The 20,224-nt window shown below is 40.6% G+C and carries 19 protein-coding genes and 1 pseudogene; 16 read left to right on the top strand and 4 right to left on the bottom strand.

Going from position 1 to position 20,224, the window contains the following annotated elements; all coding sequences use genetic code 11:
• Nucleotides 1-30: 30 nt before the first annotated feature.
• Nucleotides 31-699 carry an HAD family hydrolase gene (locus FS628_RS16260; RefSeq protein ID WP_145323456.1) on the bottom strand — a complete coding sequence of 223 codons (669 nt, stop codon included), beginning with the start codon at nt 697-699 and terminating at the stop codon, nt 31-33.
• A 499-nt stretch (nt 700-1,198) separates the two neighbouring features.
• On the opposite strand from FS628_RS16260, the gene FS628_RS16255 reads away from it, so the two are divergent.
• The 13 genes and pseudogenes from FS628_RS16255 to FS628_RS16190 all read left to right on the top strand — a co-directional run bounded on the left by FS628_RS16255 (nt 1,199) and on the right by FS628_RS16190 (nt 14,511).
• Nucleotides 1,199-2,125, top strand: a complete 927-nt coding sequence (locus tag FS628_RS16255) for an ADP-ribosylglycohydrolase family protein (RefSeq protein ID WP_145323454.1) — start codon at nt 1,199-1,201, stop codon at nt 2,123-2,125.
• Between the two features lie 28 nt (nt 2,126-2,153).
• Nucleotides 2,154-3,401 carry an MFS transporter gene (locus FS628_RS16250; protein WP_145323453.1) on the top strand — a complete coding sequence of 416 codons (1,248 nt, stop codon included), beginning with the start codon at nt 2,154-2,156 and terminating at the stop codon, nt 3,399-3,401.
• Between the two features lie 389 nt (nt 3,402-3,790).
• Nucleotides 3,791-4,720, top strand: coding sequence for an alpha/beta hydrolase (locus tag FS628_RS16245; RefSeq protein WP_145323451.1), 930 nt, complete (start codon nt 3,791-3,793; stop codon nt 4,718-4,720).
• 294 nt (nt 4,721-5,014) lie between these two features.
• Nucleotides 5,015-5,194 carry a hypothetical protein gene (locus FS628_RS16240; RefSeq protein WP_145323449.1) on the top strand — a complete coding sequence of 60 codons (180 nt, stop codon included), beginning with the start codon at nt 5,015-5,017 and terminating at the stop codon, nt 5,192-5,194.
• A gap of 129 nt (nt 5,195-5,323) precedes the next feature.
• On the top strand, nt 5,324-6,022 hold the full coding sequence (gene sigK, locus FS628_RS16235) for an RNA polymerase sporulation sigma factor SigK (RefSeq protein ID WP_145323447.1): 699 nt from the start codon (nt 5,324-5,326) through the stop codon (nt 6,020-6,022).
• A gap of 193 nt (nt 6,023-6,215) precedes the next feature.
• Complete coding sequence (locus FS628_RS16230; RefSeq protein ID WP_145323445.1) at nt 6,216-6,470, top strand: hypothetical protein; 255 nt, start codon at nt 6,216-6,218, stop codon at nt 6,468-6,470.
• 805 nt (nt 6,471-7,275) lie between these two features.
• Nucleotides 7,276-7,896, top strand: coding sequence for an SLATT domain-containing protein (locus tag FS628_RS16225; RefSeq protein ID WP_145323443.1), 621 nt, complete (start codon nt 7,276-7,278; stop codon nt 7,894-7,896).
• Between the two features lie 9 nt (nt 7,897-7,905).
• Nucleotides 7,906-9,258, top strand: a complete 1,353-nt coding sequence (locus FS628_RS16220) for a nucleotide-binding domain-containing protein (protein WP_145323441.1) — start codon at nt 7,906-7,908, stop codon at nt 9,256-9,258.
• Between the two features lie 980 nt (nt 9,259-10,238).
• Entirely contained in the window at nt 10,239-11,117 is an 879-nt protein-coding gene (locus FS628_RS16215; RefSeq protein ID WP_145323439.1) for a hypothetical protein, read from the top strand.
• Between the two features lie 61 nt (nt 11,118-11,178).
• Nucleotides 11,179-11,601, top strand: coding sequence for a hypothetical protein (locus FS628_RS16210; RefSeq protein ID WP_145323437.1), 423 nt, complete (start codon nt 11,179-11,181; stop codon nt 11,599-11,601).
• Between the two features lie 1,259 nt (nt 11,602-12,860).
• Complete coding sequence (locus FS628_RS16200; protein WP_145323435.1) at nt 12,861-13,496, top strand: RNA-guided endonuclease TnpB family protein; 636 nt, start codon at nt 12,861-12,863, stop codon at nt 13,494-13,496.
• Nucleotides 13,497-13,780: 284 nt separating this feature from the next.
• Nucleotides 13,781-14,149 (top strand): annotated as a pseudogene (locus FS628_RS16195) (DinB/UmuC family translesion DNA polymerase); the annotation flags it as partial.
• A complete protein-coding gene (locus FS628_RS16190; protein WP_145323433.1) occupies nt 14,146-14,511 on the top strand; it encodes a YolD-like family protein in 366 nt (121 codons plus the stop codon). The pseudogene FS628_RS16195 and the gene FS628_RS16190, both read left to right, overlap by 4 nt.
• A 143-nt stretch (nt 14,512-14,654) precedes the next feature.
• Here the strand turns inward: FS628_RS16190 and FS628_RS16185 are convergent, their stop codons facing one another.
• The 3 genes from FS628_RS16185 to FS628_RS16175 all read right to left on the bottom strand — a co-directional run bounded on the left by FS628_RS16185 (nt 14,655) and on the right by FS628_RS16175 (nt 17,477).
• Nucleotides 14,655-15,209, bottom strand: a complete 555-nt coding sequence (locus FS628_RS16185) for a stalk domain-containing protein (RefSeq protein ID WP_145323431.1) — start codon at nt 15,207-15,209, stop codon at nt 14,655-14,657.
• 66 nt (nt 15,210-15,275) lie between these two features.
• On the bottom strand, nt 15,276-16,454 hold the full coding sequence (locus FS628_RS16180; protein ID WP_145323429.1) for a hypothetical protein: 1,179 nt from the start codon (nt 16,452-16,454) through the stop codon (nt 15,276-15,278).
• Between the two features lie 357 nt (nt 16,455-16,811).
• Complete coding sequence (locus tag FS628_RS16175) at nt 16,812-17,477, bottom strand: hypothetical protein (protein WP_145323427.1); 666 nt, start codon at nt 17,475-17,477, stop codon at nt 16,812-16,814.
• An 87-nt stretch (nt 17,478-17,564) separates the two neighbouring features.
• Between FS628_RS16175 and FS628_RS16170 the strand changes: the two genes are divergently transcribed.
• From FS628_RS16170 to FS628_RS16160, 3 genes are all read left to right on the top strand, one after another.
• Entirely contained in the window at nt 17,565-18,509 is a 945-nt protein-coding gene (locus FS628_RS16170) for a hypothetical protein (protein ID WP_145323425.1), read from the top strand.
• Between the two features lie 15 nt (nt 18,510-18,524).
• Entirely contained in the window at nt 18,525-19,166 is a 642-nt protein-coding gene (locus FS628_RS16165) for a hypothetical protein (protein WP_145323423.1), read from the top strand.
• A 383-nt stretch (nt 19,167-19,549) separates the two neighbouring features.
• A complete protein-coding gene (locus tag FS628_RS16160) occupies nt 19,550-19,678 on the top strand; it encodes an AbrB/MazE/SpoVT family DNA-binding domain-containing protein (RefSeq protein ID WP_440131284.1) in 129 nt (42 codons plus the stop codon).
• Nucleotides 19,679-20,224: the final 546 nt, after the last annotated feature.

Genomic DNA, 20,224 nt, shown 5'->3' with positions numbered 1-20,224 from the left:
AAGGATTGAATCGCGAAATTCGTGCAGACCTTAGACGGTAGTGACGAGTGGCTTCGAAATCAAATCATTAAATGTAAGGTCAGTCAAGCAAGACAGCCGTTGGTGAGGCATATCGAATTCCAATGTTCCTGTAATGGTATTCGAGATGACTACGCAGTGCATACCAGCCGTAGCAGCTGCACGCGCGCCGTTAGGTGAATCCTCAATCGCTACGGCTTCGTCTGCAGTTACTCCAAGGGCTTCAAGCGCTTGATTGTAGAGTTCCGGATCAGGCTTCACATTTGCAACATCATCTGCCGTACGGATAACTTCAAAATAATCTTTCAGTTTCAGTTGTTCCAGATGCTGTACAACCCACTCCCGTTTGGAGCTGGAGGCAACAGCGAGTTTTAGTCCAGCTTTACGCGCTTCATCAAGATAGTTCTGAATGCCCGGACGAACCACCTCTTTGTTCATCAATGCAGCGTGCTGCAACTGAACAGATTCCCTGAACGCTTCCCGATCGATCGGAAGATTCAAATCTGTGATGAGGTACTCATACGGATTAAATGTTTTCAGACTGGTACCGATGCATTGTGAATACATCTCCAGGGTTAAATCCACGCCGTGTTCCTTGTAAGCATCACGAAAAGCAATATACCATGCTGTCTCTGTATCAATAATCGTTCCGTCGAAATCAAACACCAGTGCCTTAATCATAAATTTGTTCCTCCTGTTTCAGAATTAGTTGGGGGTGAAATAGAATGAAAACTTTCTGCAAATTCATTCCCTGTATTCATTAAGTTGCGGGATATTAGTTGACGCAATAAACGAAAATGAATATTAATTTGGGAAAAATATGCGTTTGAAGCTAATAAAACCGTAACATAGGACAAACTGAAGGGTCAAGCGCGTCATGATAGTTTACATTGAAAATTTTCACATGGATGACGTATTTTCTGAAAATGATGGACGTTGCAAACCGTTAAGCCCTTTACATGTAAGCGGTGTACTGAATAAACTGTTTTTTTAGCATAATAAAATAAAACTTTTTTTATGAAAATTGGATGATTTGACCGTTCAACAGCTTTCGACACTTTTATAATAGAAGAAACCGTGCCATGTGCTTTTGTTTTTATTAGCTTTACGCAGGATTAGAGCCTGTGGGAAAATGGAGTAAAAGATCTTGAAAATCAATGAAATAAGGAGGGATATCGTCATGCTTCAAAGGGATCGTTTCGATGGATGTTTGATCGGGCTTGCAGTGGGTGATGCGCTGGGAACTACTGTAGAATTCAGTAGCCCAGGAACGTTTGAACCTGTTACCGATATCGTGGGAGGCGGTGTATTCGGGCTGGAAGCAGGACAGTGGACCGATGATACATCCATGGCTCTGTGTCTGGCAGAAAGTTTGGTGCGCCAGGCAGACTTTGATCCTGCGGATCAGATGCGCAGATATACCAATTGGTACAAAGTCGGGTACATGAGCAGCACAGGTAATTGCTTCGATATTGGTGGGGCTACACGAAGCGCCTTGGAGAGGTTTGGTGTAACCGGAGAAGCCTACAGCGGATCAACGGATCCGATGACGGCGGGCAATGGATCTATTATGAGGCTTGCTCCTGTCGCGATGGCTTATGCCAATCGTCCGCAAGAGGCAGTTCATTATGCCGGACTTAGCTCCCAAACAACACATGCGGCAACGGAAAGTGTAGAGGCCTGTGAAGTACTGGCGGCTATACTTGTTGCTGGCCTGCGTGGAGCGGACAAGAACGTCATGCTGATGCCGGAGACATGCCGACAGTGGAGGGAAGAGCCTACTTTTTCACCTGCAATTGAAGAGGTTGTTAGGGGCTCGTATCAGAGCAAAGAGCCGCCCGAAATTAAGGGCAGTGGTTATGTGGTTCGTTCGCTTGAAGCCGCATTATGGGCTTTCCATAAGTCCTCAAGCTTCGAGGAAGGCGCGTTGTTAGCTGTTAATCTGGGTGATGATGCGGATACCACGGGAGCCGTATATGGACAAATCGCAGGTGCTTATTATGGACTCAGCGGCATTCCGGCACACTGGCGGGACAAGCTGGCCATGCGTGAAACGTTCGATCAACTAACCGATGCATTGTGGTTGAAAGCGACAGGAAATCATTGATAAAGAGACAGAGGAGAAGAGAACATCTATGAGCAGGGCAGAACACACGACAGAATCAAAAGCTTCGCAGTCTGGTAAACGAGGGGCGTTTCCATTATCCCTGTTTTGCCTGACGATTGGGGCTTTTGCGATTGGTATGACTGAGTTTATTATTATGGGCTTACTGCCCAATGTAGCGACAGACCTGAATGTAAGTATTCCACAGGCGGGACAACTCATTACGGGATATGCGCTTGGTGTAGCGGTAGGTGCGCCGATCTTGACCGTGTTCACGCACAAGATTCCGCAGAAAAAACTGCTGGTGCTGCTGATGTGCATTTTCATTATCGGTAACGCCTTGTCTGTCATTGCTCCTACCTATGGACTGCTGATCTCGGCACGGATTCTGACGGCATTTGCCCATGGTACGTTCCTCGGTGTAGGTTCGATCATGGCAACACGGCTCGTTGCACCCGAGAGAAGGGCAGGAGCGGTATCGGTTGTTCTCGCAGGGCTCACGATTGCCAACATTATTGGCGTTCCGTTTGGTACATTTATCGGGCAACAGCTTGGATGGCGGTCGTCCTTCGGGGCAATTACCATTCTAGGCATTATCTCGTTGATTGGCATCATTCGTTTCATTCCCGTTATCCCGCAAGGCGCACCAGCGAACCTCGGGCAGCAGTTCCGAAATCTGGTTCGTCCACAGGTATTATTGGTTCTACTCATTGGCGCGTTGGGCTGTGGAAGTCTGTTCGCCGTATTTACGTACATTACGCCGATGCTTGTAGACATTAGTGGTTTTGCCGAGCAGAATGTGACCTGGATTCTGGTGCTGTTCGGTTTCGGCGTTACACTTGGCAACATGGTTGGCGGTCGTCTGGCAGACTGGAAGCTGATGCCTTCCTTGATCATCAACTTCGGCATCCTGGCCGTTCTTCTAGCTGCACTTACGCTTACGCTGGACAATCCTTATCTCGCGGTAATTACCATATTCTTCTGGGGTGTTGCGGCTTTTGGCATTATGCCAGGATTGCAGATTCGAATCATGAATATGACCCGTGAAGCACCGCTGCTGGCAACGACTTCAAGTCACTCTGCGTTTAATCTGGGTAATGCAGGAGGAGCCTATCTGGGCGGGTATGCAATTACCCATACGGGACTTATATCCGTACCTTTGTATGCAGCAGTTATTGCCGCATTGGGGTTACTGGGGTTGTTCGTCAGTTTGATGATGGACCGTAAACAGCGTTTGCCGGAGATTCCAAACGTTGTGGAGCCAGTATCAGTACAATAAAAAAGCCTGATAAAAAAGCCGCAGTTTCCTGTATATTACGAGGAATCTGAGGCTTTTTTTGAGACAGGGTTTGGAATTCTAATAGGGAATTCACTTTGAAACTCTCAAAGCGAGTGAATTTAGTTGCAGTAATGGATAAAAAAGTTATAATATACTATATAAGTAATTATTCTGTTGTAATAGAGTGTCAACCAACGTAAATGTGTGATGAATTGTTAAATTGAAAGGAGGTGATCAAGATAATTTTGTAAGCGTTTTCAATAATGGAAGGTTCGTTGAAGACCTGCTTAGGTGATGTTACATGCAGTAAGTGCTCAGCATAAAGCAGGATCTAATGATCCTCCAGAACAGTCCGGACTCGTCTTACCAAATGGAGAGGAGAAATTGAAATGAAAAAACGTCTATCTATCGTTTTAAGTCTTTCGATGGCTGTTGCAATGGTTGCACCAACGATGGCTTTCGCCACGGATTCCAACCAAGGTGCTCCGAACGCAGCATATGAAACGCAGAATGTATCCAGCAACGAAGCTGCCAACGCTTTGGCTGCAAGCCAGGTCGTACCCGCACCCCCTGGCTATGACTCATATCGAAACCATATTCCACATGGCAATATGAATCTGATCTCCTATTATTCCACAACTGTTGGAAATGAACGGAAAGCACAGGTGTACACACCGCCTGGATATTCACCCAATAAAAAGTATAACGTCCTATATCTCCTGCATGGCATCGGCGGAGATGAGTATGAGTGGGTTAACGCGATGAAACCAAAGAACATTCTGGACAACCTGTATTCCGAAGGCAAGCTGTCACAGATGATCGTCGTATTCCCAAATGGTCGCGCCATGAAGGATGATCGCCCGGTCGGAGACATTTTTGCGCCGGATAAAGTGGCTGCTTTTGAGAGATTTGAACAAGACTTGCTCAAGGATCTGATCCCTCACATCGAAGCGAATTATCCAGTTTACAAAGACCGCAATAGTCGTGCCTTAGCCGGTCTATCCATGGGTGGTGGACAATCCCTTAATTTCGGGTTAAAGAATCTGGATACCTTCGCCTGGGTTGGCGCTTTCTCTGCAGCACCGAATACCAAACCAGTGTCGGAACTGATCACCAATCCAGGTCAAGCCGCAAGCAAACTCAAACTGTTATGGATATCCTGTGGAGCGAGTGACGGTCTGTTGTGGGTCAGCCAGAATTTCAAAAACGGATTAAGCAGCATGAACGTTCCGCACACCTGGTATCAGGATGTAGGCGGGCATGAGCCATCTGTTTGGAACAGCGGGTTGTATCAGTTCTCGCAACGCATCTTTAAATAATCATAAATTAGTGACTGTCAACCTCAGTTCTGTAACGTACAGAGCTGAGGTTATTTGTACAAGAGCAATAATCCATTGGCTAGTTTCTTCAAGCCTGTTATAGATGGGATTTAATGTTGCCGAGAGTATGTTAATTTTGTATACATAGGAAGATCGGGTTAGCGTTTGACGTGCTGAAATGAAAAGAATAAATTAGCGTTGGCATTACTGAAACAGAAGGGTAATAAAAATGACAAGCCAATGTACTCGTGAATACAGCTTTATATAGATTATCTTTATTGGGGAGTCGGTGACATGTTTTATTATAAAGGTGCGTTTCGGGAAACGGATAATTTCATCTATTTCAAAAGTGATGTTCCATTAGCCGAGAATGATGTCGTCATATTTGGCGAGAAAACATATTTTATTCAAAGTGTAGAGAAGGAATTCCTCCTTCTTCAGAAGGTGGGCTCGATTATTTCCGTAAGTGTGTGAAATCTTCACAAGAGTATTTCCTTTTTCAAGTGTACGTGCACTTCTGGGCCCCTGCCTACATACAATAGATCGACCCTGTTCCTCACGTGCTCAGGCCAGATCGTTGTAAAACTGCAGGAGGTGTCATCTGTGCCCGGATTGTTTACCGCTATTGCTCTATTCATTAAGGAGTTAACGTTACTCGTCTCGTATGTCAAAAATAATGCGTTCCCCCAGCCCCTGGCTGAGGATGATGAAGCCAAACATTTACGCCTTATGGCTGAAGGCAATGCTCACTCCCGCAATCTGCTCATTGAACACAATCTGCGCCTCGTCGCGCATATCGTCAAGAAGTTCGACAATACGGGTGAAGATCAGGAAGATCTGATTTCCATCGGAACCATTGGTTTGATCAAAGCCATCGAAAGTTTTCAACAAGGCAAAGGAACCAAACTTGCCACATTTGCAGCGAGATGTATTGAAAACGAGATACTTATGCATCTGCGTTCCCTGAAGAAAACACGCAAAGACGTATCCCTGCATGACCCCATCGGTACGGATAAAGAAGGCAACGAAATCACACTGATCGATATCCTCGGAACAGAAGCCGACGACGTTGTAGATAAAGTGCAGCTCAAGATCGAAAAAAGCAAAATTTATCGCAATCTCGATATCCTTGATGATCGGGAGAAGGAAGTCGTAGTTGGTCGATTTGGCCTGGAAGCAGGCGGGGAAGAACGTACCCAGCGCGAGATTGCCAAGGAACTTGGGATTTCACGCTCTTATGTATCGCGAATTGAGAAGCGGGCGTTAATGAAGCTGTATCATGAGTTCTACAAGCAAAAATAATATAGCTTAACAGACTCGGGGGCGCCTTTATCGGGAGCCCTTTTTACTATACAACGATGTATTGTTAATAATTTAAGTTGGATCTAACTAACAATAAATCTTTTGATTTATAACCTAAATAAAGGAATTTATCTCTGAATTGAAGAATTTCTTATAAATAGAACAATTTAATACATAAGGAGTATAAATTATAATGAAGAAGCTTTTACAGCAGATGCCACTCTGGTATTGGTTGGTCTGGATCGTAGGGATGATTATGATCACGTTTAACATGTTTCAATCGAACTCGGGTATCATCAACTCGCTTGCGCTAATCATGATTAACGTTGCTAATGCTATTCGAGTTTGGAAAAAAGAACGTTCATTAGCGATTGCCTTTTTAGTTATTGCTGCTCTATGCTTAGTCTTAATTTTAAAATATTTCTATAGATATGTATTATCGACATGATATGAGATAGCATGAAAATAACGAGAGGTCGTACATAAGCGCTGTATCAATTCCACTAGTACAAGCTTACAAGTACACAAACAAGAGCACAAAACCAGGAGGGCGCCTTGCACAGGTGTCGCAGGACAAGAACATTGTTCCATTCAAAGTCGCTATTATAGTGGCTTTTTTGTTTTAAGGAACCAAGTTCTTGTCCCAAGCTGAGGGCAAGAACTTGGTTCCATTGCCGAAATGGACAAGAACATTGTGTCATTTCGGATTAGGTAGTTATCTAAATAGCATCAAAAGATGGAGATCACGTGGCTAGAAAAAAGCACATGGATTTAAGAATTCGCGTGAATAACGATTTTTTGTATCAGGAATTAGGTTTTTTCCGATCAAAGGTAAAGACTAGTTCATTGTTGAAACGGTTAAGAACTTGGTACCAATGTTGATAAGAATCTTTATCTGTTTCAATAAGCTAACGGGCAGGTTAGCACAATTAGGGGATGGCACTCTAAGGAAGGGAAATTGGTTTCAGGTCGAGAGTCAGCTTCAATTTTAAAGGGCTGCGCAAACGCTTAATTTCCTTTTTGCTCGATGTAGCCTTTCGCATACACGGACTCGATCAACCGAGAAAGCCATTTTCTCTTTGACACAGCAGCCAGCTTGATCACTGAAGTCAAAATCAAGAAATGGTAGAGAATGTATTGGAGATTTCTACTAGTTATCGTAAGATCATATGTAAGAAGTTGAGACTTTCCTGGACTGCTGCCTTTCATTTAGGAAAGAAAAATTAAAGATAAATGGGTGGGGGATCGATAGGTTGAATAAGGATGAATTATTAAAACTAATAGCTACAAGTGGCTACAACGTCTATTTTGGGGCGAAAAAGCATTTCGCGACTTATGATATTATCGAAAAGTTGCCGCGAGCGATTGCGTTGTTAGGGCTGCTCATCGGGATATGGCAGTTGTGGAAGCCAGACGTTTCTTACAGTCAACTAATTTCTTTTCTGCTTATTGTATCAAGTGTATATTCGTACACCATTACGCAGTACGATGGAGAGAAGGAAAACTATGATAGAGTCGGGCAGGAGCTCACCCAAATCCATAATCAGCTTCATCGCCTTTACTTAAATGTAAAGAGCTCGAATGCATCTGTTTTCCCTGATCAAGAAGCTGAATTGGAAGGTCTGATGGCTTCCTACTATAGAACGGCAATTTCAAAACAAATTTTGTTTTCTAATACGGTCGCTCATTTTAAATTTTTTGGTGAAGCACAAATTGCTTGGATGGACGAACAGCTGAATTTTACTTTCTGGAAAGATAAAGTGCCGAAAGTGTATCATCTCATCTTATGGATACTGGTGGCAATCGTTGTAATTTTCATACTAGCTTACTGCGTTTATAGCATTTGGGCAAGATACACACCATTCGGAGGATAAGGAGAATATATGCTGAAAGAGTCGTTTGAATCGTTCGTGGATCAGCTGGCAATCGATAATGAAGAAGATATGATCGACCGCTATAAGCGGATTTTAAAAAAGCTAAATAAATCGTATTGGGGTGAAGAAAGCGAGGAGGAGCATGGCTATATTGTTGGTTCCCTTGGACGTAAAACGGCAATAAAAGGCGTGAGCGATATGGATATGCTTTTTGTTCTTCCTTCGGATCTGAAAGCCGAATATGACGAAAAAGAGGGAAATAAACAAAAACAGCTACTCCAAGATATAAAAAAAGAAATAAAAGAGATTTACCCTAAGACGATTGTTCGCGGTGATGGCCAGGTTGTGGTAGTGACCATGACAAGTGCGAAGTGTGAGATTGAGGTATGTCCGGTTTTTGAGCGTGTGGATGGCGCATTTGATTACCCTGACTCGAACAATGGGGGGCGCTGGCGAAAAACGAATCCATTACCAGAGCTCGCCGAAAGTGAAATTATGACCAATGATAGTAACGGTCATTTTATTTACATAAGTCAGATGATTCGCGCTTGGAAGAACCATAAGGGTTTTAAATTTGGCGGGCTGCTGATCGATACGTTGGTATATAATTTTTTAAACGACAGCGACTATGAAAAATATAAGAGTAGTTCGTTTGAAAGCTATTTACCTCTCTTCATTGATCTTTTCGGGTATTTGAAGGACAAAAAGAAGGATCAAAAATACTTGTTGGCTCTCGGCAGCAACCAGCAGGTATACAATAAAGGTGGCGCATTCGTATCTCGTTCGAAAAAGGCGTATGAAAAATTAAAAGATCTTACGGAAGATTCCGAGGGGCTATATGATGCTTTGCAAGACGTATTCGGTAAGAACTTCCCTATACCGGAAACGGTTAGTGAGTCGTATTCAATCCAGAAAAGCATTGAACTTGGAAGCGTTCGAGATACAGAGGAGTTTATTGAGGATAAGTTCGCTGTAGACATCCGGTATCAGTTGAAGATCGATTGTTTTGTGGAAGCACCCGGTTTCCAACGCATGACATTACGAAGGATGCTTGCTAAATATGATAGGCTGAAACCAAAGCGGAGGCTAACCTTTTATATCGTTGAAAATGAATTCGCTGACTTATTGGAACGGGTAAATGATTCGAACTATGGCCAATATTACGTGTATTGGAAAGTTCTAAATCGGGGGCCCGAAGCCATAAGGCGTAATATGATACGTGGGCAAATCCATATAGGAGCTGAAAAGCGTTCGGAAACTTCAGACTTCCGTGGCGAGCATATTGTCGAATGTTACATTGTCCATAATGATGTCGTTGTAGCCCGGGATCGAATCCGGGTTCCAATTGAGTCTACCGGATAGATAATTTATGTGAGGGACATCCAGGATGTCCCTTTTTTGTTTCTATCAATTGCGCTGATATGGAATCGAGTGTTGGTATATCCTTTTGAAACACCATGGAATATATGAAATCTTTTGCACCTCAGAAAATCGCAATGCTCGTTATGAGTAACCCTGATGAAAAGAACTTAAAACTACAAAAGTTAGATGACAAATATGTGAAAAGATTAAGTTTTTAAAACCCGTTAATTTGTAATAAAGAAGCGTAAAATGAGGGAAGAACAACTTCAATCGTCAACCTTTAACGGTACAAGTTCCTTGTCCTCAGACAAAAATGTCTGTACGGATATGTAATGTTGTACGGATATACTTGTTTGTTGTAAGATGACACATGTCGAGGGACAAGAACATATTCCCATTGAAGTCGCTAATTCAGCGGTTTTTTTATTTTATCGGTACAAGTTCTTGTCCCGAGCCAAGGACAAGAACTTGTACCGATTACCGTATCGGACAAGAACATGTTCCCATTACCGATTAGATAAATATCTAACTATATTTACATGCAATTTTTTAAGCTAACTGGCAGATGGCCAATATCCAGGAGAGGAGGGAGAAGCTACTCTACACATCATTAGCCGTTTAGGCTCTGTTTGATTGCTTTCCGCCAAGGTAGCCTCAGAAGGTCCCGTCCTTTGTACTGAAGGATGTTAAGATAACGAACGTAACGGGCAGCGATTGGTGCAGGTGTGCGATCTCATCTGCTTTCCTGCTTTGAATCTTGCGAAAACAGCATTAATATCTGAAATGCCAGTAGAAGGGTCCACGCACGCGACCTCGCATTTTCCAGAGGATTCCAAAAGCAAGCAATAGACTGAAGATGCTTACATTTTTTACAAGAAAACTATTTGAAATATTATATATTTAGTGGTAAACTTTAACATAATGTGCGAGGTTTTCAATTAGTTTACTAGCGTTGCATTTAAATAAAGGGAGGATTTTCATTGAAATCTTTCGTTAAAAAGTTATTCACATGCTTACTTGCGGTATCTTTCTTATCTTCTACTTCATCTATTGCTTTCGGAGCAGAATCAGTTAATCTTAATACTGATCAGTTAGACGCCTATTTAGTTGAGAATGGATACCCGTCTACGTTAATAGAGGTACTTGAACAAGAACAAAAACAAGACCTTTATGATCAAAAAGCAGTCTACACCTCTCATTATGTTGCTTCATCGACAGTAAACGAGAATAGTGAGAATAACATTGAATCTAGTGAGGAAGGCAATGTTAGTGCGCTCTCACTTTCAAATTTCACACACGTCATTTCACTTAGTCAGGTCGCAACAACTTCAGGAAAAGTTGATTTTCAAGTGAATTACAATTGGGATTGGAACTATGGCCCAACCTATACATTTGAAGATCAATGGGGACTAGCATGGTCCGATGATTTTGATGCAGTTCCATCCAGTGCAAAATACTCATACAAGGCTTTTGGTCACTGCCCACTTTGTGGATCAAGTGGAAAATATGCCGAAACACAAGGAACTAGTAAAACTGGATATAAGAAGTATACTCCTGGAGCCGGTATTGGCTTCTCTGCTAATTTAATCAACGGATTTACAGGTAGCGATGGAAATCTTTATGGGGTCTATCGTCATAAAGGTTGGTCCGGTTTTAAAATAACAAAACCACATGATGGTAGCGGAAGAATTGATTCTTCATCAATGGTAGCCCAATACTTCCATAAGTACCTAACACTAAATGGTGAGTTATCGTTTTCTGGTGGTGCAGTTCCTGATGTCGGAATCAGCGCTTCCACGGCCTATGATCAGTCTAATGATGAGGGACACCAGTGGAACTGGTATCATAAAAACAAATAATAATATCAAAAATCCAAGTAGATATCATATCTGCTTGGATTTCTGTAATTCGAGGTGAAAAATGAAAAAAATTGTAATTATAACTTCATTTGTAATACTGGTGATATTGTCCGGCTGCTCAAACAAACCTGAAAGGGTTATTTTTGAAGGGAAGTCTAATAATTGGTCAGTTTCAATCAACTATGTACGAGAGAAAAGTAAGTACATCGGTACTCCAGTGATTAAATATCTTGGAACAGATAAAGTGATTAAAGCCGAAGTAGATGTAATCAATAAGAATGATAAAGGACCTTTTAATCCCTCCAATACAGTTGACATGATGGACTATTTTAAAAAAGATGAGGATGTCCATTTAGTTGCCAAAGAGGAAGTAAGTAGCTACAAAGAGGTTCGAAGTGTCACCATTCGCTGGGCCACGGAGGTTCAAACATTTGAAGAAGGATTTGTTTTAAATCAGGTAAATGAAGGTGAAGAGCATAAATGATAGAGACCTGTCGAGGGACAAGAACATGTTCTTATTAAAGTCGCTATTTTGGTCATAACCCTGTCAAGTAGACAGTACAAAAAAGACAAGATTAAGCTGCGGTCGTTTCCCGGTATTCTACTGGAGAACGGTCGTTTAGTTTTTTCTGAAATTGATTTTGATTGCATTCCGTACGGGTCATGTAATTGGCATAATCTCTGACAATGGAACGAAAATTCTAGTTCATATCGATTGGATACCGTCAAGTTAAAAGGCCAACATTTCCAAATGCACATAGACGAAGGAGAACGAGTTGAACAAGGACACAGCTGCTCGTTGAATTCGATATTCCCGAAATCCAAAAGCTGGGATACGATAGTTGTCGAGGGACAAGAACATTGTTTCATTGCGGATTAGATTGTTATCTAATTATTATCATGACATAAATAATGTGGTGGGATAAGGCTCAAATCGTTCTCTGAAGGCAAAATCTCCGTTCCACTGCTGAATAAGAATGGGAACTCCAAACTGTCGAGTGGGATACTGCAATTTGTTTCGTTAGCTAACAGGCAGGGTAGCTTACCTAAATGTAAGTGAAGAGGGAACAGAACTTGTTCTCTTTAATAATTAGATAAATGTCAAAACAAAAAGCTCATTTACTTAAAACTTGAATATGCAGCATATGAAGTGTGATTTTCACATTTCATTTCATATAAACAAGAGATATAATCAGGCTGACAACCCAACTCACAGTATTAAGCCGAATCTACTAAAAACAACTATTCAGAATACCTGTTCTACAAATACTAGAAGTATATTTGTTAACCGTATTCTGAATTAATTATTGTATAATTACTTCAAGAGATCTGAAAAATTTTAACACAGAAATAAGGTTTTTTGATGCGGTATAAAACAGTATACATCAGTATAAACCTCATCCTAAAACACTTTATTGATGAAGCTAATGTAATACATCATAACAAAAATATATTGAAAAAAGGCCTAGTAACGAGATCCCAAAACCAAATTAAAACTATAAAGTAAGCTCACTGATCTAAAGAATCTAGGGCATTCACATTTCTCTAATATTTGAATTTTAAGTTAACTTAACTTACATAAAGGATCAACAATAAGAAGATATTCTGATGCCCTTAACCGTACGTAATTTAGTGTATTGGTAAATTGGTTTTATTGCTCAAGTGGACAATGAGTGGTTTACTCAAGTATTCATGTACTTATAAGGAAAGGAATGAACATCTAGGCGCTCTAAAAACCGTTTTATGCGGCCGCTTTCTTCCAATATTGAGCTCTACACTGCAAAATTAGATCGGACGGCCATTGTCATTTTTATCGGAGCTGAACTAGTTGGTAGTGGTGTGATCGAGGACATTAGCGAATTTAACGTTGAAGTAAAGGGTGAGCGTTTAAAACTCTCTCGCAAAGCACAAGTCGCGCAGAAACAGGGGCGCTTGCTCGCAGAATGCCGCAATTACCAAAAGCAGCGCATGGTCGTCGCCAAGTTGCACGAAAAAATAGCGAACCAACGAAACGACCTTCATCATAAGCGGAGCACGGATCTCGTCAACAACCACGACGTGATCTTTGTGGAGTCGCTGAATATCCAAGGCATGGTACGTCGTCGCGGATGGGGCCGCTCCCTCCACGATGTCTCTTGGTTCTTATCCAAACTAACCTACAAAGCGGCGTGGTACGGGAAACAAGTGATCCCGATCGGACGCTGGTTCCCTTCCAGCCAGATCTGCTCCGTTTGCGGACATCAGGATGGAAAGAAAGAGCTACATATCCGGGAGTGGAGTTGCCCCAGCTGCGGCGTTCATCATGACCGGGACATCAACGCGAGTATGAATATTCGAGCTGATGGCCTGCGCCAGACAAGTCTGTTTGCCTCCGTATAACGAACACCGAACCGCAGGAACTGCGGGGATCGCTTGGCCGATAAACCTAACCGCTGCTCGAATGGTTGCCATCCGGGTCAAGTATGGTTGTTCCCAAGAAGCTCCGACTTCTAACGGTAGTTAAGTCGGGGTAGTTCACAGTAGATAGCTGATTCAGAGAAACGTCCTCTTTCTGCAAAACATAGTGATATTCCTAAAAGTGCCTTCTAATTTTTTTATCCCTAGCCAAACATTGTTCAAAGTTATTAATCGCTTGCCCGTAAAAAGGGGCTGATGGGTAGTGTGGAAGTGTGATATCCGTGAGTGTAGCTGGTGCGGATTTTGACCACCCAACGGGGTTTCACAGGCAAGTTAAACTACCTGACCCAACAAACATAACCGTTGATGTATGTAAGATCGCCAAACGCATATTTCATCAACACTGGAATGGGTAACCTGTGCGTCGTGTAGGCGTATCCCTTTCTCAACTATCCAACGCGGATACATATCAGTTGTCACTATTTGATGACCAGGAGCACAAACGGGCCATTGATCAGGTCATGGACGACATTAAGGATCGATTTGGCGACATTGCTATTTTACGAGCGAGCTCCATTACGGCTGCCGGTCAAGCGATCGATAGAGCATCTAAAATTGGGGGGCACTACAAATGAGCAAAAAACTGGAGGCCAATGGATTATGGGAGTCTAGCCGCATGATGCTGCCCCAACACAAAGAACGAATTATCCAGCATCGCACACAATTTCATACTCATGCGAAACCGCTGATTCATGAAGATGAGTGGGAGATCATTGCTCAGAATTTAGAGATGTCGCTGAACTATACGTTGCAAGCAGCCATTGAAGTCTTTAACGAGTGGGGGAACCGGTATGTACACGGGATCGTCACTTCGGTGAGTACCTTTCAAAAGAAAATTAAAATAGAGATGGATAATGGCTTTGAATGGATTGATTTTGATCAGTTGGTTTCTGTAAAACTTGATCAAGGAGGCGTATACGATGAAGCAGACTTCTGAGGAACCTGCACTTGTGAAGAAACTTGTAGAGCTCATTAACGTTCTGTAGATCCGTTCATGTTTTACTTGTAAGTTAATGAATCACTTAAAAGATACAAAGAATCCTCTTCCGGTGATAACCGAAAGAGGATTAATGTCTTCAATTAATTATTAAACTCAACAAACACATGCATATACTTATCTAATCCTGGAAGACCGGTGGTTTCTTTGATATCCAAGAAACTGAGTTTTTCTTCCCAATCCAATCTTTCTTGATCGGAGTCGTCAGCAGCTACTTCAAAAATATAGGCTATGACAAATGCATCAATACTTGAGACTCCCTTATTTAATTTTACCCATTCTTGAGGGAGAACAACTTGATTCTTGCCAGCTGTGACTTTTTTTTCAGAAAAGTTGAGAATCAATTCCTGATCTTGATTTTTGATTGTAGTAATTTTTTTCTTTCCATCCCATTTGATCGTTGCTCCGGATGCTTTGAAGATATCCTTCACCGGAACGTACACAGAGTTATACGTGGTTGTAGTCAATTTGTCGTGCGCTGTGATATTTAGTTCGACCTTTTTAAGTGAAGGGTTGTACGTGTAAGCCGCACGTTCCTTAAATGGTCGATCCTTTAAAGGTTGGTCTTTAGCGGAAGCAACTGACGCTACGCCGACAACTAAAGTTAACATCAACAATAATGAAAAAAATCTTTTCATACTAATTCCTCCTTGAAGTTATTGTTTACGTTAACTTAAACGTTAAAAAGTGAGAAAATGTTTCCTTTAGAATCCAGTTGTATTAATAATTATTTTTTGTGTGTCTATATTACCTGATTTGGTAATACCTGTGGAAGGATTATCTGAAGTACCATGAGTCTTACCGTTGTATTTGTGCGCGTTCAACATACTGGAAGTCAGGTTTGAAGTCGTTCCACTGTTTGAAGTCACTGTTGTGCTTGTATAGGTGACTTGTACCGACCCGATATTTGTCCCCGTCCAACCTTCTTTGGCAATCGCAGTGACACGCTTAACAGCGAGAGCAGCAAGTTCCGAAGCACTAAGGGATTTTGAATAGTAAAAATAAATATATTGACTTGCCCCGTTAATATTAGTGCCATCAACAAAATACTTTACCTGAGATGACGCATTATCATAAAGAAGATTGCTAACAATGGAAGTACCTGCTTTATAACGAGGAGGAGCATTAGTGTAATTTTCTGGAACAAACATTTGAGAAGAACCTAAGGGACGAATCGACGCAGCGTAGTCGTCTAAATTTTCGCTATACTGTAAGCCGGCCTCAACTTTGAATCCCGTTCCTGGATAGGCAGAAGATAATACATCGAGACCATTATAAAGATAGCCTGTAGCAGTCGCCAAAGGAACTTCAAAATAAGGATCTGTTGGGAGAATAAAAGCAGTGCGAATTGCTTTATAACCTGAATTTGTTGTTTGTCTTACAAATGCACCCGTGTTACCTCCAGAAATTGTTGAATCAACAGGAACTGCAAAAGGTGTAATTACACTTTGTTCGACAAGTGCAGGAGTATCAACAGAATCCACAGTTAGATCCAGCTTTTCTATAACATCTCCTTCTTTGTCATAGATATAGCCTAGATCATCCATGGTGTATATGTAAGCATTATCAATTTTCTCTTCGAAGACCTGTTCTAGTTGATTCTCTTCTACGTTGTTAAGAGAAACATTGAAAGAACTTGCACTTAATTCTGAATCGCTATTGTATTCCTGAAGATATGACTGACGTTCTTGGCTGTCCAGTCCAAGATACTCATCGATGTGATATTGAACTTGTTTTTCCTTCTCAATCTTAATCTGTTTGATAACTTCCTCTTTGCTGAAAAGCGGACCATCTGCCAGTTGCTCTGCTGCAGAAGCACTGACACTAAATAGACTTGAAAATAATAAAGACGTGAGTGCAATACTTGATAAGACCTTTTTCATTTTTCTTTTTTCCTCCTAGTAGTTAGATAATAAGTGCATCTTTGAAAATATTTTACATAGGTAATATATCAATTAATTATATATATTTCAATATACATAAATGTAGTTCAACAAAATGTCAGAATTGCTTCACATTACATTTTTTCGTGTGGAAAACAGAGAGTGAGAAAAGGCAACAAATTTATCAGGTTAGGAGTATATTCACAACAGTAAAACCAAAATAGTCATACGAATGAAACCCACCATGAAGGCCATTGACCTTAAACAGTGGGTTTCATTCTTAATATTTTATAATCTATTAGACCCTAGCAGAGTTATCTAAAAAATATTTGCCGACTTAACAGTCGGTAGTCTTGTTCACTTTGTAGCATTCAAGTAACTCCGTTTGAAAACGAGATCGAAGTCATTAGAAAAGTCAGCATAATGTTTGAGAGCAATTTCACGCTGAGCGTAAAAACTCTCTAAATGTTCCTTTTTTTCATTTTTAATATACAACGTAAGTGAGGAAATTGCTTCTTTGTAAGCATTTATACTCTGATTTGCACTAGCAAAAGCGAACGAAGAAGAATAATCCATAATCGGTGTGAATTTTTCTGTCTCAAAACTTTTAGATTCTGTTTCAACATAACTGACTAACTCCATTAACTTTGTCGTATCTACATCTTTCTCCAACAACAAGCTCCCAAGTATATTGGTTATTTCCTGATCTACTTTTTCAAAATTATTGATAAAGGTATAGTGAAATGTGTTTAGTAACTCAAGGTTTTGAGCGTACAAGAGATTTTTGTTGACCATGGTGAGTAATGAATTTTTATAGGCAACTGAAAAACCAGCATCTCTAAAAACACTTACTGGAACATACAATCGGTTGTTGATTATAGTTGGCTCTACATCCGTTTTCGTTTTTATTTCTGTGTTATTGATCTTAATGTTAATTTTCTGTGAAGCACTTTTTGCCGCAAATGCTACAACTGGGGCACTTAGAAGCGACAAAACAATTGTAAATATCAGTACTTTTTTCATTTTTTCACACCTCTGTATTGATAAATTTTGGTTTTTGAACTATATTATATTGGGTTATCAAAATATATTCAATAGGAGGAAGTGTTTATGCATTTGTTTCGAAGTAAGTTCTTTTACTCTTTTTTAGTGATTTTGTTTGTATGTTCTCAAAGCACTTATATCGCACCAGCAAGTGCAGCCACAGTTACAGAGATTGACTTAAGGTCTGAAGGTTATCCAGGTAATTATCGAGAAAATAGCAAAAGTAGTGATAAGTTTGTTAATTTATCCTCTACCGTTACAAGCTATAGGCTTCATTTTAATAGAATTGCTTTAGCTAATGGGGACCGGGTATCAGTGTCATCTGCATATAGTACTGCAACTCAAGAAGCAGGAACTATCTACTACTCTGCTAGCGGAGGATATACCACTGATGTTTGGACCCCTTGGATAACAGGACCTGCATACGTAAACCTAATTGTAAATAATGATGGGCAAACAAGTACTGGTTATCTCATTGACAAAATTGAGTTTAATGGAACATCTTCACCACTTGTTAATTCAGCTGCATTTTTTCCTAATGCATTTACTTCTGCAAGCAATATTTCCGTTTATCAGTCACCTACAGTTTCTACATACGGTTATTCTTCCTATGTCACAACGGCTTTAAATCAGCTAGATAACATAACTAATGCAAATATTGGTTTTACTAACTCAACGTCAACTACAGCCCAAGTAAGGATTTCAGCAAACAACAATGCTGATCTGGATTATTTTGCAATAGTTCAGCCCTACGACTCAAGTGGGAAAGCTATAACTGAATTAGAATCGAAAACATGGAGCTACGCTACCATGGTCCTTAATCACGGTGTAATGACAAAATGGGGATTCAATTCAACTAACAAACAAGGAACAGTGACTCATGAAGTCGGGCACCTTGTCTCTTTGATGCATCAGAAAAATTATGATGTTAACTCCATAATGAAAGCAGGCAAAAAGAACATTACTACGTTCACCCCAGTAGATATAGCAAATATTCAATACAGATGGTAGAGGAGGACTAAAAATATGAATACTAAAACTTTCAACAAACCATATTTCATTTTTGCATTGATCGCTTTCTCTGCAATGGCTTGCATCCTCTTTATCCCTAAGGATACAGAGGCTTCTGAAACAGTTCAGAGTGAGAAAAAAGTTTATTCTGCTCATGCAGACTACCCTGTCGTTAATACAGTTAACGAGCTTGAAGAACATGCAGACCTAATTGTTTCTGGAAAATATACTGGCAACAGAAGTGCATATTTTCAAACAGATGACCAAGGAGAAGTCGTTGTCCGGGCAAGTAAATCTGAGTTTCAAATTGAGCAAATTTACAAGGGCAATCAACCAGACAGTGTAATTACAGTAGCGGAACCAGCTTATGAAGACGACGAGGCTATTTACACAATTGAAGGATATAATTTAATGAACACCTTCGATAACTATGTTCTCTTCTTGGGAGCAACAGAAACTGGAGCATATAGAGTTGTAGGAATGTACCAAGGCCAATATCAAATTGATTCCGACCTTAGTACACAAAGCCTTACTAGCAATAGTATTGAAACTGTTCATTTTGAAGATGATCAAAAAGACCACTATTCTCTACTGAAGCAACAAGTACTTGATTTTTTATTGGAGGAAAGTGATCAATCGGATATTATCACCGAGTAATTCTCATCTACTCAACATATATTTTAGTTGGAGAAGTCCCAACTAAAGTAATTTGTCTTAAAAGAAATCGGACACTGATAGAATAGAAGTGTCCGATTTCTTTTTTGTCTTTCATTATGTCAGAAACTTGAGCCTCTCCGCCATCAACGCCAGCAAACATAGCTGAATAGAATGCAGATCATTATATAGTCAACTATTTATACTGCAAGCAAATAAAAAGTAGAGACTACAGTTCAATCGATTAAACAAGGAATCCCAAAGGTATTTTCTATTTAGCACAAAGAAAAGAGCTCCTTAATATTGTATTCCTTATTTTGAAAGGAAAGAGTTGTAGTTGGATATATTTTTCCTTAGAATTATGAAGTTATGAGGTGGAGGTTTGAATGAAAAGAACCGGGATGAAAAGATCATTAGATCGGTTCGGACGAATTGTCCTGCCAAAGGAAATGCGAGATACTATGCAAATCGACATTGGTGACCCACTCGTATTTTTTATTGAGGGGAGGAACTGATTTTAAGAAAGTACAAATCTACAATGTGTGTTTTTTGTGGTTATTTTGCAGCCGAGACATATTATAAAGTTTGTCTCAGTACCTGTGCTACTCAGTAAAACATCCAGATCCCCCTCTCTCATTTATATGAGCAGCCAATCCTCTTTTCGTTAACATAAATTAACTATAAAACAGGTTCTTATGAATTGGATCGAACCATGATAAAATAGTAATATATCATACCACACGTGTTGAATAACCAATAAAAGGTAGAAAAAGAACCGCAACCTCGGTAAAATGCCCTACAAACTCCGAAAGGTGGCGGTTCCATGAAAAATTCTACCCGATTTCTCTCGTTTCTTCAATCCTTTCTCTCACCCCATATGTGAAGATAAACTGAGATTGAAAACATTTCTTAGAATAGATGAGGATATCATGAGCAACACGAATAAAGAGAAAGCTCTGATCCATCATTCAAGCAACCAATGATATGGCAAACTAGATGCACCCTCAAAATCAACAACACAAAAATACAATGCTCGCTCCCGCAGAAGTGGCTCAACAGCG

It is taken from the genome of Paenibacillus xylanexedens (genome assembly GCF_007676705.1).
GTDB classification, from domain to species: domain Bacteria; phylum Bacillota; class Bacilli; order Paenibacillales; family Paenibacillaceae; genus Paenibacillus; species Paenibacillus xylanexedens_C.
Note: the sequence above shows the minus strand (reverse complement) of the source record. Positions and strands in the feature narration are given on the sequence as shown.

Excerpts from the sequence above, each read along its gene's own strand:
- FS628_RS16240 (WP_145323449.1), top strand. The coding sequence starts at position 5,015 with ATGTTTTATTATAAAGGTGCGTTTCGGGAAACGGATAATTTCATCTAT.
- FS628_RS16180 (WP_145323429.1), bottom strand. The coding sequence starts at position 16,454 with ATGAAAAAGGTCTTATCAAGTATTGCACTCACGTCTTTATTATTTTCA.
- FS628_RS16160 (WP_440131284.1), top strand. The coding sequence starts at position 19,550 with ATGAAAAGAACCGGGATGAAAAGATCATTAGATCGGTTCGGACGAATT.
- FS628_RS16175 (WP_145323427.1), bottom strand. The coding sequence starts at position 17,477 with ATGAAAAAAGTACTGATATTTACAATTGTTTTGTCGCTTCTAAGTGCC.
- FS628_RS16200 (WP_145323435.1), top strand. The coding sequence starts at position 12,861 with ATGCGGCCGCTTTCTTCCAATATTGAGCTCTACACTGCAAAATTAGAT.
- FS628_RS16220 (WP_145323441.1), top strand. The coding sequence starts at position 7,906 with ATGCTGAAAGAGTCGTTTGAATCGTTCGTGGATCAGCTGGCAATCGAT.
- FS628_RS16170 (WP_145323425.1), top strand. The coding sequence starts at position 17,565 with ATGCATTTGTTTCGAAGTAAGTTCTTTTACTCTTTTTTAGTGATTTTG.
- FS628_RS16185 (WP_145323431.1), bottom strand. The coding sequence starts at position 15,209 with ATGAAAAGATTTTTTTCATTATTGTTGATGTTAACTTTAGTTGTCGGC.
- FS628_RS16250 (WP_145323453.1), top strand. The coding sequence starts at position 2,154 with ATGAGCAGGGCAGAACACACGACAGAATCAAAAGCTTCGCAGTCTGGT.
- FS628_RS16230 (WP_145323445.1), top strand. The coding sequence starts at position 6,216 with ATGAAGAAGCTTTTACAGCAGATGCCACTCTGGTATTGGTTGGTCTGG.
- FS628_RS16255 (WP_145323454.1), top strand. The coding sequence starts at position 1,199 with ATGCTTCAAAGGGATCGTTTCGATGGATGTTTGATCGGGCTTGCAGTG.
- FS628_RS16210 (WP_145323437.1), top strand. The coding sequence starts at position 11,179 with ATGAAAAAAATTGTAATTATAACTTCATTTGTAATACTGGTGATATTG.
- FS628_RS16190 (WP_145323433.1), top strand. The coding sequence starts at position 14,146 with ATGAGCAAAAAACTGGAGGCCAATGGATTATGGGAGTCTAGCCGCATG.
- FS628_RS16260 (WP_145323456.1), bottom strand. The coding sequence starts at position 699 with ATGATTAAGGCACTGGTGTTTGATTTCGACGGAACGATTATTGATACA.
- FS628_RS16165 (WP_145323423.1), top strand. The coding sequence starts at position 18,525 with ATGAATACTAAAACTTTCAACAAACCATATTTCATTTTTGCATTGATC.
- FS628_RS16245 (WP_145323451.1), top strand. The coding sequence starts at position 3,791 with ATGAAAAAACGTCTATCTATCGTTTTAAGTCTTTCGATGGCTGTTGCA.